Origin of the sequence: Actinacidiphila sp. bgisy160 (genome assembly GCF_965342435.1) — a bacterium.
Taxonomy (GTDB): Bacteria; Actinomycetota; Actinomycetes; order Streptomycetales; family Streptomycetaceae; genus Actinacidiphila.
In genome coordinates this window covers 202,917-216,852 of the sequence record NZ_CBDRCM010000004.1, presented here as the reverse complement: position 1 = coordinate 216,852, position 13,936 = coordinate 202,917, and the positions used below count along the sequence as shown (strand labels likewise).

General features: G+C 69.7%; 12 protein-coding genes and 1 riboswitch. Of the genes, 10 read left to right on the top strand and 2 right to left on the bottom strand.

Annotated elements, in window-relative coordinates:
• Positions 1-32: 32 nt before the first annotated feature.
• Positions 33-1,427, bottom strand: a complete 1,395-nt coding sequence (locus ACRWNP_RS06635; protein WP_431960032.1) for a cysteine desulfurase/sulfurtransferase TusA family protein — start codon at positions 1,425-1,427, stop codon at positions 33-35.
• 270 nt (positions 1,428-1,697) lie between these two features.
• Here ACRWNP_RS06635 and ctaC point away from each other — a divergent pair, with 270 nt between their 5' ends.
• The 4 genes from ctaC to ACRWNP_RS06615 all read left to right on the top strand — a co-directional run bounded on the left by ctaC (position 1,698) and on the right by ACRWNP_RS06615 (position 6,183).
• On the top strand, positions 1,698-2,663 hold the full coding sequence (ctaC, locus tag ACRWNP_RS06630) for an aa3-type cytochrome oxidase subunit II (RefSeq protein ID WP_431960031.1): 966 nt from the start codon (positions 1,698-1,700) through the stop codon (positions 2,661-2,663).
• The gene (ctaD, locus tag ACRWNP_RS06625; RefSeq protein WP_431960030.1) at positions 2,660-4,402 is read left to right on the top strand and encodes an aa3-type cytochrome oxidase subunit I; all 1,743 of its coding nucleotides are present in this window, start codon (positions 2,660-2,662) and stop codon (positions 4,400-4,402) included. Before ctaC ends, ctaD begins: the two co-directional genes overlap by 4 nt.
• A complete protein-coding gene (locus tag ACRWNP_RS06620) occupies positions 4,399-4,797 on the top strand; it encodes a cytochrome c oxidase subunit 4 (RefSeq protein ID WP_431960028.1) in 399 nt (132 codons plus the stop codon). Before ctaD ends, ACRWNP_RS06620 begins: the two co-directional genes overlap by 4 nt.
• 120 nt (positions 4,798-4,917) lie before the next feature.
• Positions 4,918-6,183, top strand: coding sequence for an Ig-like domain-containing protein (locus ACRWNP_RS06615; RefSeq protein ID WP_431960027.1), 1,266 nt, complete (start codon positions 4,918-4,920; stop codon positions 6,181-6,183).
• A gap of 2 nt (positions 6,184-6,185) precedes the next feature.
• Here the strand turns inward: ACRWNP_RS06615 and ACRWNP_RS06610 are convergent, their stop codons facing one another.
• Positions 6,186-6,587: a hypothetical protein gene (locus ACRWNP_RS06610; RefSeq protein WP_431960026.1), complete on the bottom strand. Its 402-nt coding sequence runs from the start codon at positions 6,585-6,587 to the stop codon at positions 6,186-6,188.
• 169 nt (positions 6,588-6,756) lie between these two features.
• Here ACRWNP_RS06610 and ctaE point away from each other — a divergent pair, with 169 nt between their 5' ends.
• From ctaE to ACRWNP_RS06580, 6 genes are all read left to right on the top strand, one after another.
• Complete coding sequence (gene ctaE / locus ACRWNP_RS06605; protein WP_319163544.1) at positions 6,757-7,377, top strand: aa3-type cytochrome oxidase subunit III; 621 nt, start codon at positions 6,757-6,759, stop codon at positions 7,375-7,377.
• Positions 7,378-7,457: 80 nt separating this feature from the next.
• Positions 7,458-8,267, top strand: coding sequence for a cytochrome bc1 complex diheme cytochrome c subunit (gene qcrC / locus ACRWNP_RS06600; protein ID WP_431960025.1), 810 nt, complete (start codon positions 7,458-7,460; stop codon positions 8,265-8,267).
• 8 nt (positions 8,268-8,275) lie between these two features.
• Positions 8,276-9,316: a cytochrome bc1 complex Rieske iron-sulfur subunit gene (gene qcrA / locus ACRWNP_RS06595; protein WP_431960024.1), complete on the top strand. Its 1,041-nt coding sequence runs from the start codon at positions 8,276-8,278 to the stop codon at positions 9,314-9,316.
• The gene (qcrB, locus tag ACRWNP_RS06590; RefSeq protein WP_431960023.1) at positions 9,313-10,950 is read left to right on the top strand and encodes a cytochrome bc1 complex cytochrome b subunit; all 1,638 of its coding nucleotides are present in this window, start codon (positions 9,313-9,315) and stop codon (positions 10,948-10,950) included. The genes qcrA and qcrB overlap by 4 nt, the downstream gene beginning before the upstream one ends.
• 127 nt (positions 10,951-11,077) lie before the next feature.
• Positions 11,078-12,142 carry an anthranilate phosphoribosyltransferase gene (trpD, locus tag ACRWNP_RS06585; protein ID WP_431960022.1) on the top strand — a complete coding sequence of 355 codons (1,065 nt, stop codon included), beginning with the start codon at positions 11,078-11,080 and terminating at the stop codon, positions 12,140-12,142.
• A 128-nt stretch (positions 12,143-12,270) separates the two neighbouring features.
• Positions 12,271-12,387, top strand: a riboswitch (SAM riboswitch).
• Positions 12,388-12,538: 151 nt separating this feature from the next.
• Positions 12,539-13,912: an aminotransferase class V-fold PLP-dependent enzyme gene (locus ACRWNP_RS06580; protein WP_431960021.1), complete on the top strand. Its 1,374-nt coding sequence runs from the start codon at positions 12,539-12,541 to the stop codon at positions 13,910-13,912.
• Positions 13,913-13,936: the final 24 nt, after the last annotated feature.

Here is a 13,936-nt window from a genome sequence, read left to right as displayed (position 1 = left end):
CCCCCCCCCCCCCCCCACGACCGCCGGGTTCGTCAGGAGACGCGACGCACCCAGTAGGCGACGCCCCGGGGCGCCGCGTGCGCGCCGAGGTACTCCTGCTCGCGCATGTCGCACCACGCGGGGATGTCGAGCCGGGCGGCCTCGTCGTCGGAGAGCACCGACACGACGCCGCCCAGCGGCACGTCCCCGATGACCTTCGCCAGCTCGATGACCGGGATCGGGCACCGCTTGCCGAGGGAGTCCACGACGAGGTCGGGCTCGCCCTCCGCCCCCGCCTCCGCCGTCCGTACCGCCCCCGCCGCGGGGCCGGACGCCGGCGCGCCGAGCCGCTCCCGCACCGTCCGCACCACCCCCGGCAGCACCTCGAGGAAGCGGTCCACGTCGCCCGCCTCCGCCCCCGCCGGCAGCGAGACCCGCACGTTCCCCTCGGACAGCACACCCATCGCCTTCAGGACATGGCTGGGCGTCAGCGTGCTGGACGTGCACGACGACCCGGAGGAGACGGAGAAGCCCTCCCGGTCCAGTTCGTGCAGCAGTGCCTCGCCGTCCACGTAGAGGCAGGAGAAGGTCACCACGTTCGGCAGCCGCAGCTCGGGGTGGCCCACCACCTCGACGTCCGGGACGAGTTCGGGCACCGCGGTGCGGATGCGGTCGACCAGGGCGGACAGCCGCGCCGCCTCCGCGGACGCCTCGGCGCGCACCGCCCGCAGGGAGGCCGCCGCGGCGACGATCGCGGGCAGGTTCTCGAAACCGGGCGCGCGCCCCGACTCCCGTTCGTCCGCGGGCCCCTGGACGGCGAAGCGGGTGCCCTTGCGGACCGCCAGCAGGCCCACCCCGGACGGCCCGCCCCACTTGTGGGCGCTCGCGGTCAGCAGCGACCAGCCGCCCGCCACCGCGCCCCAGCCCAGCGACTGGGCGGCGTCGACGAGCAGCGGCACCCCCGCCGCCCGGCACAGCTCCGCGGCCTCGTCGACCGGCTGCACGGTGCCGACCTCGTGGTTGGCGGACTGCAGGCAGGCCAGCGCGGTGTCCTCGCGCAGCGCGGCACCGAAGGCGCCGGCGTCGACCAGACCCGTGCGGTCCGTGCCCACCTCCGTGACATCGGCGTCGTCCACCGCGTGCAGCACGCAGGAGTGTTCGACGGCGGAGACGACCACGTGCCGGCCGACCCGGCGCCGGCCGGCGAGCGCCCCGGCCACCCCCGCGTGCACGGCACGTGTACCCGAAGGAGTGAAAACGAGTTCGTCCGGACGGCACCCGACGGCGTCGGCGGCGGCCTCCCGGGCGGCGTCGAGCAGCAGCCGTGCGCGGCGCCCCTCGCGGTAGAGCCGGGAGGGATCGGCCCACCCCTCGTCGAGCGCGGCGAGGAGGGCCTGCCGGGCGACGGGATGCAGTGGTGCGGCGGACGCGGCGTCGAAGTAGGGCACGTGGTGCACGCTACGCCCCGGCCCCGCCCCGAGCGTCTGGGGACCAGTCAAAAGCGCCCGAAACGGGGCCCTCCGCAGGTGCGCGGCGGTGCCCGACACCCCTTCGGGGGCCGCCCCGGCGCGTTGGCCCCCCTCCCCGCGCGCCCCAAAATCGAGTCCAGTAGGGTTTGGTCCGCATAAACATCCACACCACTGCCCGCGCCAGGGCGACCGACCAGCACAGGCCGGGACTCCGGACGCGCGCGGGCGAGACTCTCGGGAAGGCGCTACGTGAGTCCCTACGGCTCCGACCGCTCGTCGCGGCGCCCGATGCGGCGGATTCTGCCGCAGGCGCTGGCCGCGGGCCTGGTCCTTGCGACCGCCACCGGTTGCACATACGAGGACTTCCCCCGCCTCGGCATGCCCAGCCCCGTCACCAAAGAGGCCCCGATCATCCTGTCGCTCTGGCAGGGCTCCTGGGCTGCCGCGCTCGCGGTCGGCGTGCTCGTGTGGGGTCTGATCATCTGGAGCATCATCTTCCACCGGCGCAGCCGCACCAAGGTGGAGATCCCGCCCCAGGTCCGCTACAACATGCCGATCGAGGCGCTCTTCACCACGGTCCCGCTGGTCATCATCTCGGTGCTCTTCTACTTCACCGCCCGGGACGAGTCCAAGCTGCTGGAGACCTCGGCGCGCCCCGACCACGTCGTCAACGTGGTCGGCTTCCAGTGGAGCTGGGCCTTCAACTACGTCGAGGACGTGGACGGCAACCCGTCGACCCCCGCCGCCGGCAAGGTCCCCGCGGAGCTCTCCTCCATCCCGGCGAAGAAGCTGGACGCGCCCGCGGGCGCCGACGGCGTCTACGACTTCGGCACGCCCGCCTCCAAGGACCAGGACACCGGCAACCCGGGCCCGACCCTGTGGCTCCCCAAGGGCGAGTCGGTCCGGTTCGTCCTCACCTCGCGTGACGTCATCCACTCCTTCTGGGTGGTCCCCTTCCTGATGAAGATGGACGTCATCCCCGGCCACACCAACGTCTTCCAGGTGACTCCCAACAAGGAGGGCACCTTCGTGGGCAAGTGCGCCGAGCTGTGCGGTGTGGACCACTCCCGGATGCTCTTCAACGTCAAGGTCGTCTCCCCGGAGGCCTACAAGCAGCACCTGAAGGACCTGGCGAAGAAGGGGCAGACCGGTTACGTCCCGGCAGGCATTGCCACCACCGGCAACGCCAAGAACGCGGAGACCAAGACCCAGTGAGCATTCTCAACGAACCCCACGGTGCGGCCGCCGCGCACGGCGACATGTACGCGGACGAGCTGCCGGTCCGCACCAAGCAGCCCGGCAATGTCATCGTCAAGTGGCTGACCACCACCGACCACAAGACGATCGGCACGCTCTATCTGGCGACGTCGTTCTTCTTCTTCCTCATCGGCGGTGTGATGGCGCTCGTCATGCGCGCCGAGCTCGCCCGCCCGGGCACTCAGGTGGTGTCCAACGAGCAGTTCAACCAGCTCTTCACGATGCACGGCACCGTGATGCTGCTGATGTTCGCGACCCCGCTCTTCGCCGGCTTCGCGAACTGGATCATGCCGCTGCAGATCGGCGCCCCGGACGTCGCGTTCCCGCGGCTGAACATGTTCGCCTACTGGCTCTACCTGTTCGGCTCACTGATCGCGGTCGCAGGCTTCCTGACCCCGAACGGCGCCGCCGACTTCGGCTGGTTCGCCTACGCCCCGCTGACCGACGCGGTCCGCTCGCCGGGCATCGGCAGCGACCTGTGGATCATGGGTCTGGCGTTCTCCGGCTTCGGCACGATCCTCGGCTCGGTCAACTTCATCACCACGATCATCTGCATGCGCGCTCCCGGCATGACGATGTTCCGGATGCCGATCTTCACCTGGAACGTGCTGCTCACCGGTGTGCTGGTGCTCTTCGCCTTCCCCGTGCTGGCCGCGGCGCTGCTGGCCCTGGAGGCCGACCGGAAGTTCGGTGCGCATGTGTTCGACGCCGCCAACGGCGGCGCATTGCTCTGGCAACACCTCTTCTGGTTCTTCGGGCACCCAGAGGTGTACATCATCGCGCTACCGTTCTTCGGCATCATCAGTGAGGTCATTCCGGTCTTCTCCCGGAAGCCGATGTTCGGCTACGTCAGCCTCATCGCGGCGACGATCTCCATCGCCGGCCTCTCGGCGACGGTGTGGGCCCACCACATGTACGTCACCGGTGGTGTGCTGCTGCCGTTCTTCTCCTTCATGACCTTCCTGATCGCGGTACCGACCGGTGTGAAGTTCTTCAACTGGATCGGCACCATGTGGAAGGGCTCACTGAGCTTCGAGACACCGATGCTCTGGGCGATCGGCTTCCTGATCACCTTCACCTTCGGTGGTCTGACCGGTGTCATCCTGGCCTCGCCGCCGCTGGACTTCCACGTCTCCGACTCCTACTTCGTCGTGGCGCACTTCCACTACGTCGTCTTCGGAACGGTCGTCTTCGCGATGTTCTCCGGCTTCCACTTCTGGTGGCCGAAGTTCACCGGCAAGATGCTCGACGAGCGTCTGGGCAAGATCACCTTCTGGACGCTGTTCTTCGGCTTCCACGGCACCTTCCTCGTCCAGCACTGGCTGGGTGCCGAGGGCATGCCCCGCCGCTACGCGGACTACCTGAACGCGGACGGCTTCACCACGCTGAACACCATCTCGACCATCAGCTCCTTCCTGCTGGGTCTGTCGATGCTGCCGTTCATCTACAACGTGTGGAAGACCGCCAGGTACGGCAAGCCCGTAGAGGTCGACGACCCGTGGGGCTACGGCCGCTCGCTGGAGTGGGCGACCTCCTGCCCGCCGCCGCGGCACAACTTCCTCACGCTGCCGCGCATCCGGTCCGAATCCCCGGCGTTCGACCTCCACCACCCGGAGATCGCCGCTCTGGACCAGCTGGAGAACGTCGGCGCGGCTCCGGCCGTCTCCGGCGGCGATGAGAAGGAGAGCGGCAAGTGAAGTTCCAGGGCAAGCTGTTCCTGTGGCTGTCCGTCTTCTTTCTGGGCATGGCCGTGGTCTACGGCCTGTGGTCCAAGGAGCCGGTCGGCACCACGGCGCTGTTCCTCTCCTTCGGCCTCTCCGTGATGGTCGGGTTCTACCTGGCCTTCACCGCCCGGCGCGCCGACACCGGCGCCCAGGACCGCGAGGACGCGGACGTCGCGGACGACTCCGGCGAGCTGGGCTTCTTCAGCCCGCACAGCTGGCAGCCGCTGCTGCTGGCCTTCGGTGGCGCCCTGGCCTTCCTGGGCATCATCTTCGGCTGGTGGCTGATCTACTTCGCGTCGCCGTTCATCCTCGTCGGCCTGTGGGGCTGGGTCTTCGAGTACTACCGGGGCGAGAACCGCACCCAGTGAGCGCCCCGGCGCCCACGCACCGCACCACGATGGTCCGGACCCCGAGCGGGGGTCCGGGCCATCGCCCGTTCGTACGCGCTCGACGAGCGGCGTAGATCATCTCTGCTTAGCGTGGTGACCATGGGTCACTTTTCTCCGCGCCGCATGGCGACCGCGATCGCCGCAGTGACACTCTCCGCGCCGCTGGCCTCCTGTTCGGGCGGCGGCGATCCCCTCGCCACCGCCCCCTACGATGCCGCCGGCCAGGTCGTGTGGACCGGGGGAGCCGCCGGGTCGAAGAAGGCCGACCCCAAGAAGCCGCTGGAAATCACCGTCAAGGGTGAGGGCAACCGCATCACCGACGTGACGGCCACCGACGGTTCCGGACGCTACGTGAGCGGCCGCCTGTCCGCGGACGGCAAGCGCTGGCGCAGCACCTCGAAGCTCTCCGCCGCGGCGCACTACGTCGTCAAAGTGACCACCGAGGACGCGAAGGGCCACCAGGGACGCAGGACGCTCGCCGTCGACACCACGGGTACCAAGCGCCACCTGAAGGTCACCTTCGGCCCGGAGAGCGGCACCTACGGCGTCGGCCAGCCCATCACCGCCGAGCTGAGCGCCCCGGTCAAGGACACCCTCGGCCGGAGCGTCGTCGAGCGCAACCTGCACGTCAACGCCTCACCCGCGGCCGACGAGGGCGCCTGGTACTGGGTCGACGACAAGACCCTGCACTACCGTCCCCGTACCTACTGGCCCGCGCACGCCCGCATCGACGTGCGCAGCACCCTGAACAACGTGCACATCAAGGGCTCGCTCTACGGGGGTGACGTCAAGCCCCTGACGCTGCGCACCGGCGACCGCATCGAGGCCGTCACCGACGCCGCGAGGCACACCATGACCTTCAAGCGCAACGGCAAGCTCGTCCGCACCATCCCGGTGACCACCGGCAAGCCGGGGTTCTCCACCCGCAACGGCATCAAGGTGGTGCTCGGACAGGAGGCCAACGTACGGATGCGCAGCGAGACCGTCGGTATCGCCTCGGGCAGCTCCGACTCCTACGACCTGCCCGTCCAGTGGGCCACCCGGGTCACCTGGAGCGGTGAGTACGTGCACGCGGCGCCCTGGTCGGTGGGCTCGCAGGGGATCGCCAACGTCAGCCACGGCTGCGTCGGCATGAGCACCGAGAACGCCCACTGGTTCTTCGACAACGTGCGCGTCGGAGACCTCGTCTCGGTCGTCAACAGCCTGGGCGACGACATGCCCGCCTTCGGGAACGGCTTCGGCGACTGGAACCTGTCCTGGAGCGAGTGGCGCAAGGGCAGCGCGACGGGAACGCGCAAGGGCGCCGACCCGGCCGTGGCCGACCGTACCGACGCCCCTGGAGCCCGTCTGCGGCCCGAGATGTGACGCTACGCGTCGACGGCCAGCCGCTGCCTCAGCAGCTCCGCCAGGGCCTCGTTCAGCGCGACCGGGTCGACCGGGTGGCTCACCGCCGCGTCGGCCCGGCTCCAGCTGGCCAGCCAGGCGTCCTGGGGACGCCCGATGAGTACCAGCACCGGCGGGCAGCGGAAGATCTCGTCCTTCACCTGACGGCACACCCCCATGCCGCCGGCCGGGACGGCCTCGCCGTCGAACACGCACGCGTCGATGCCGCCGTTCTCCAGCGCGCTGAGGACCGCCGGGAGGGTCGCGCACTCCAGGTACTCGACCGGCGGCAGGTCGCTCGCAGGGCGGCGGCCGACGGCCAGACGGACCTGTTCCCGGGTGTTCCTGTCGTCGCTGTAGACCAGCACCGTCGCGGTCGTCTGCATCCGTGCCTCCTCGCCTTCGTGGAGTCGCCTGCCTGTGGCCGAACCTTACTCCCGAGCAGGGTCCTTCGAGGAGGGTTAGCTCCTTCGGGCGACGCCTTTCCCTACCTCAAGGGCCTTGACACACCGAATGGCACCCCCCGGAGTGAGCGCGAGATAAGCGACCGACATAATGTCGGTCGTGGCGACAGCAACAGCAGTAGAAACCGGGCACGCGCACCCGTCGGTCAACCGGCCGAACCTCACCAGCGTCGGAACCATCATCTGGCTGAGTTCCGAGCTGATGTTCTTCGCGGCCCTCTTCGCGATGTACTTCACCCTTCGCTCGGTGACGGGTGCCGAGTACTGGAAGGCGCACGCCGACGTCCTGGACATCCCGTTCTCGGCGACGAACACCACGATCCTCGTGCTCTCCTCCTTCACCTGCCAGATGGGTGTCTTCGCCGCCGAGCGCGGCGATGTGAAGAAGCTGCGCGCGTGGTTCATCGTGACGTTCATCATGGGCGCGATCTTCATCGGCGGTCAGATCTTCGAGTACACCAACCTGGTGAAGGAGGACGGCCTCTCGCTCTCCTCCGACCCGTACGGTTCGGTGTTCTACCTGACCACCGGATTCCACGGTCTGCACGTGACGGGTGGTCTCATCGCCTTCCTGCTGGTCCTCGGACGGACCTACGCGGCACGGCGGTTCACCCACGAGCAGGCCACCGCGGCCATCGTCGTGTCCTACTACTGGCACTTCGTCGATGTCGTCTGGATCGGCCTCTTCGCCACGATCTACCTGATCAAGTAGTCGGACCCCCGCGCCCGTTGCGCGCACGGTCACGACATCCAGAACCATCGACGCAAGAGATCCTGACACCGGGGTAATCCGTGAAAAAGCTCTCCGCACGACGGCGCCACCCGCTGGCGGCGCTCGTCGTCCTACTTGTCGCGCTCACGGCCATCGGGGGGCTGTACGCCGCGCTCGCGCCGGCGCCCAAGGCGCAGGCCGACGACAGCTCGCAGTCCCTCGCCATCGAAGAGGGCAAGAGGCTGTACACCGTCGGCTGCTCCAGCTGCCACGGCACGTCGGGGCAGGGCGGCAGTGACGGCCCCAGCCTCGTCGGCGTCGGCTCCGCGGCCGTGGACTTCCAGGTCGGCACCGGCCGCATGCCGGCCCAGCAGCCCGGCGCCCAGGTGCCGCGCAAGAAGGTCATCTACGACCAGAAGCAGATCGACCAGCTCGCGGCGTACATCGCCTCGCTGGGCCCCGGCCCGGTCACGCCCACCGAGGAGCAGTACGACCCGGCCGGTGCCGACAAGGCGCGTGGCGGGGAGCTGTTCCGCACCAACTGCGCCCAGTGCCACAACTACCAGGGCAAGGGCGGCGCGCTGACGCACGGCAAGTACGCGCCCACGCTGGAAGGCGTGAGCAACAAGCACCTGTACGAGGCCATGCTGACCGGCCCGCAGAACATGCCGTCCTTCCCCGACACGACGATGCCGGAGGAGAACAAGCGGGAGATCATCGCGTACCTCGACGCCGTCAACGGCGAGGGTGCGCCGAGCCCCGGCGGTATGTCGCTGGGCAGCCTCGGCCCGGTCACCGAGGGTCTCTTCGGCTGGATCTTCGGCCTCGGGGCCCTGATCGCCTGCGCCATTTGGCTCGCGGCCCACACCACCAAGGCGAAGAAGTCATGAGTCAGGACATGTCAGAAGAGAACCTGCCGGACAGGCCGGCACACGAGGGCGGCGGCCAGGTCGCGACCGCGGAGAACCCGTTCGCGGACCCGGGTCTCCCGGCGCACCAGCCGCGTCGCCAGGACATCGACGAGAAGGCCGCGAAGTCCTCCGAGCGCACGGTGGCGTTCCTGTTCACCGTGTCGATGCTCGCCACGCTGGGCTTCATCGCCAGCTTCGTGGTCCTCCCGATCGACAAGATCGTCTACATCTGGCCGCTGGGTCACATCAGCGCGCTGAACTTCGCGCTGGGCATGACCCTCGGCGTCTCGCTCTTCGCCATCGGCGCCGGCGCGGTCCACTGGGCCCGCACGCTGATGTCGGACGTCGAGGTCGCCGACGACCGCCACCCGATCGCGGCGAGCCCCGAGGTCAGGTCCCAGGTCCTGTCCGACTTCGCCACCGGTTCCGAAGAGAGCCAGATCGGCCGCCGCAAGCTGATCCGCAACACCATGCTCGGCGCGCTGACCCTGGTGCCGCTCTCCGGGCTGTTCCTGCTGCGCGACCTCGGCCCGCTGCCGGAGGACAAGCTCCGCCACACGCTGTGGTCCAAGGGCAGGCTGCTGATCAACCAGAACACCAACAAGCCGCTGCGTCCCGAGGACGTCGCCGTCGGCTCGCTGACCTTCGCGGTGCCCGAGGGCCTGGAGGAGGAGCAGCACGACTACCAGGAGCAGCTCGCCAAGGCGGCCCTGATGATCGTCCGTATCCAGCCGGACGACATCAAGGACAAGAAGTCCCGCGAGTGGGCGCACCAGGGCATCCTGGCGTTCTCCAAGATCTGCACTCACGTCGGCTGCCCGATCAGCCTCTACGAGCAGCAGACGCACCACGTGCTCTGCCCCTGCCACCAGTCGACGTTCGACCTGTCCGACGGTGCCCGGGTGATCTTCGGCCCCGCCGGTCACGCCCTGCCGCAGCTGCACATCAGTGTGAACGGCGAGGGTTATCTCGAGGCGCTGGGCGACTTCGATGAGCCCGTGGGCCCGGCCTTTTGGGAGCGTGGATGAGCACCAACACGAGCGCGAGCGGGAAGCCGCGCGGAAAGGCTCCGGCCGGCGAACGCGTCGCCGACTGGGCCGACGGCCGGCTGGGCATCTACAGCCTGAGCAAGGCCAACCTGCGGAAGATCTTCCCGGACCACTGGTCCTTCATGCTGGGCGAGATCTCCCTCTACAGCTTCATCATCATCATCCTGACCGGTGTCTACCTGACGCTGTTCTTCCACCCGGCGATGAACGAGGTCGTCTACGACGGCTCCTACGCGCCGCTGCAGGGCATCAAGATGTCCGAGGCGTACGCCTCGACCCTGCACATCAGCTTCGACGTGCGCGGCGGTCTGCTCGTCCGGCAGATCCACCACTGGGCGGCCATCGTCTTCGTGGCCGCGATGCTCGTGCACATGATGCGCGTCTTCTTCACCGGTGCGTTCCGCAAGCCGCGCGAGATCAACTGGGTCTTCGGCTTCCTGCTGCTGTTCCTCGGCATGTTCGACGGCTTCATGGGCTACTCGCTGCCGGACGACCTGCTGTCGGGCACCGGTATCCGCTTCATGGAAGGCGCCGTGCTGTCCGTGCCGATCGTCGGCACGTACCTGTCGTTCTTCCTCTTCGGCGGTGAGTTCCCCGGCACCGACATCGTGCCGCGGTTCTACACGATCCACGTGCTGCTGATCCCGGGCATCATGGCGGGCCTGCTGGTGGCCCACCTGATCCTGATCGTCTACCACAAGCACACGCAGTGGCCCGGCCCCGGCAAGTCGGAGAAGAACGTCGTCGGCATGCCGTTCTTCCCGGTCTACACCGCCAAGGCGGGCGGCTTCTTCTTCGTGGTCTTCGGTGTCATCTCGGCCATGTCCGCGCTGGTCTCCGTGAACCCCGTGTGGGCATACGGGCCCTACCGTCCGGACCAGGTGTCGACCGACGCCCAGCCCGACTGGTACATGGGCTTCTCCGAGGGCCTGATCCGCATCATGCCGGGCTGGGAGATCAACTTCCTGGGCCACACCCTCGTACTGGGCGTGTTCATCCCGCTGGTGGTCTTCCCGCTGGTGCTGGGCTTCATGGGGGTCTACCCGTTCCTGGAATCCTGGGTCACCGGTGACAAGCGCGAGCACCACCTGCTCGACCGGCCGCGCAACCGTCCCGTGCGCACGGGCATCGGCGCCGCCTGGATCAGCCTCTACCTGATCCTGCTCGTCGGTGGCGGCAACGACCTGTTCGCGACCCGCTTCCACCTGTCGATCAACGCGATCACCTGGGTGGTCCGGATCTCGTTCTTCGTGCTGCCGGTGCTGGTCTTCTTCGTCACCAAGCGGATCTGCCTGGGCCTGCAGCGGCGCGACCGCGACAAGGTGCTGCACGGTCGCGAGACCGGCATCATCAAGCGGCTCCCGCACGGTGAGTTCATCGAGATCCACGAGCCGCTGGAGCAGGGCGCGCTGTTCAAGCTCACCCAGCACGAGCAGCCCAAGCCGCTGGAGATCGGTCCCGAGGTCGACGAGAACGGCGTGGAGAAGAAGGCCGGCCGTACGGCGAAGCTGCGCGCGAGGCTGTCTCGCGGTTACTACGGCGAGGGGACGCAGATCGACAAGCCCACCGTCGAGGAGTACGAGGAGATCACGAGCGGCCACGGTCACCACTGATCACTGAAGCTGTGCCACCGGGCAGGGTCCCGTCCATTCGATGGACGGGACCCTTTCCCGTTCCCCGGCGCCGATAGGCTGGGGCGAAGGTTTCCCGTCGCACGTCAGACCCCATGGAGTGTGGACCATGAGCGTTGTGAACCCCGCCGGAGGCGCATCAATGGCGGGCGGCTCCTGGCCCGACGTCCTGGGTGCGCTGCTGAACGGCAAGGACCTGACCGCCGCCGACACGGCGTGGGCGATGGACCGGATCATGAGCGGTGAGGCCTCCGACGCCCAGGTCGCCGGCTTCATGGTGGCACTGCGGGCCAAAGGGGAGACCGTCGAGGAGGTCACCGGCCTCGTCGAGTCGATGTACGCGCACGCCGAGCCGCTGCACATCCCCGGCCCCGCCGTGGACATCGTCGGCACCGGCGGCGACCGCGCCAGGACGGTGAACATCTCCACGATGTCCGCCATCGTCATCGCCGGCACGGGCGCCAAGGTCGTCAAGCACGGAAACCGCGCCGCCAGCAGCGCCAGCGGCGCCTCCGACGTCCTGGAGAAGCTCGGCATCAACCTCGACCTGCCCGCCGACCGGGTGGCGAAGGTCGCCGAGGAGACCGGGATCACCTTCTGCTTCGCGGCGAAGTTCCACCCCGCGATGCGGTTCGCCGCCCCGGCCCGCCGCGACCTGGGCATCCCCACCTCGTTCAACATCCTCGGCCCGCTGACCAACCCGGCACGCGTGGGGGCCTCGGCCGTGGGGTGCTTCGACACCCGGATGGCCGGGCTGATCGCCGGCGTGCTGGCCCGCCGGGGCTCCTCCGCGCTGGTGTTCCGGGGCGACGACGGACTGGACGAGCTCACCGTCACGGCCACCTCCCAGGTGTGGGTGGTGCGGGACGGGAAGGTCGAGCAGGAGTCCTTCGACCCGCGCGACGTCGGCATCGAACTGGTGCCGATCGAGGCGCTGCGGGGCGCGGACGCGGCGTACAACGCCGATGTCGCCCGGCGGCTGCTGGCCGGCGAGACCGGCCCGGTCCGCGACGCCGTGCTGCTCAACTCGGCCGCCGCGCTGGTGGCGCTGGAGGGCGCGGGCGGTTCGCTGACCGAGCGGATCGCGGCCGGCATCGCCCGTGCGGCCGAGTCGGTCGACTCCGGCGCGGCGGCGCGGACGCTGGAGCGGTGGGCCGCGGCCACGCAGGCGTAGTCACCGAACCACCGTGCAGGGCCGGGGCCGTTGGCCCGGCCCTGCGTGCTGTCCGCCCGCGGGGGCGGGGCGTCCGCGATGCGGATCGCGGCTTGCGGCGCCCCGTGCGTGTGGCATGATGCTGGGCAGGTCACGAGTGACAGCGAAACGGCCCCGGCCCGCTGTCCGGCAACCCTCCTTCCGTGGCGGGGTGCCCCGGGTGATGACCAGGCCGCAGGCAGCGAGGTCTGCGGCAAGCGCGGTCAGAGGAGTTCTTCCATGAGCAAGCGAATGCGCTAGGGCCTTCGGGGCCCCAGCCGTATCCCCACCCTCCCCGGGCCTTCGCCCGTCGTGCCGAGGGCTGTTCCGTCTTCACTGACGTCTCGTCACTTCTGCTCGCTCCCAGGAGACTTCGCCATGTCGCTGCGCCCTGCCGCCCTGCCCTCGTCCGTCCATGCCCCGCTGCCCGTCCTCGGGCGCGACGTCCTCGTGCCGCTGGTGACCGGGGGCGAGGTCGGCTACGCGGCCCTGGACTACGCGGCCAGCGCGCCCGCGCTGCAGCGGGTCTGGGACGACGTGGCGGCCTATGCGCCGTACTACGGCAGCGTGCACCGGGGGGCCGGCTACCTCTCGCAGCTGTCGACCGACTTGTTCGAGCAGAGCCGGGCCACGGTCGCGGATTTCCTCGGCTGCCGCCCCGGCGACCAGGTGATCTTCACTCGTTCGACCACCGACTCGCTGAACCTGCTGGCCACCGCCGTGCCGGCCGGCACGAGCGTCTTCGTCTTCGAGACCGAGCACCATGCCTCCCTGCTGCCGTGGCGCGCCTCCGACGTGAGCTACCTGGCCGCCCCCCGCACGCCGGGGGAGGCCGTGACGACGCTGGAGAAGGCCCTGGCCGCCCGGGAGCAGCGCGGACCGGCGCTGGTCTGTGTGACGGGGGCGTCCAATGTGACCGGTGAGCTGTGGCCGGTGCGGGAGCTGGCCGCGGCGGCCCACGCGCACGGTGCCCGGATCGTGCTGGACGCGGCGCAGCTGGCCGCGCATCACCCGGTGGACATCGCCGAACTCGACGTGGACTGGGTGGCCTTCTCCGGGCACAAGCTGTACGCGCCCTTCGGCTCCGGTGTGCTGGCCGGCCGCGCCGACTGGCTGTGCGCGGCCGAGCCCTACCTGGCCGGCGGCGGCGCCTCGCGGCGGGTGGCCCGGCGCGCCGACGGCGGGGTGGACGTCGACTGGCACACCACGGCCGCCCGGCACGAGGCCGGCTCGCCCAACGTCATCGGGGCCTACGCCATCGCCTCGGCCTGCCGCGCGCTGGCGGAGGCCGGTTTCGCCCGGCTGGTCGAGCGTGAGCAGGCGCTGGTCGCCCGGGTGCGGGCCGGACTGGCCGAGGTCCCCGGGGTCAGGGTGCTCTCGCTGTTCGGCGAGGACGCCGCCCGGGTCGGCGTCATCTCCTTCGTCGTCGAGGGCTGGAACAGCTCCCACTTCGCGGCGGCGCTCTCCGCGGAGTACGGGATCGGCGTCCGCGACGGCCTCTTCTGCGCGCACCCCCTGGTGCGCACCCTGCTCGGCGGCACCGAACAGGAGCCGGGCGAGTGCGCAGCGCCCGACGCCGCCCCGGGCGAGCTCCCCTCGCTCAACGCCGTCCGTGTCTCCTTTGGCGCGGGCACCCCGGAGGAGCACGTGGAGCGTTTCGTCGACGCGGTGCGGGAACTCGTGGCGGACGGTGCCAGGTGGCGCTACCGCACCGAGGACGGCCGCTGCGTGCCGGACCGGGACCAGGCCTGAGCGGCGCGGCCCGACCCCGCGGGG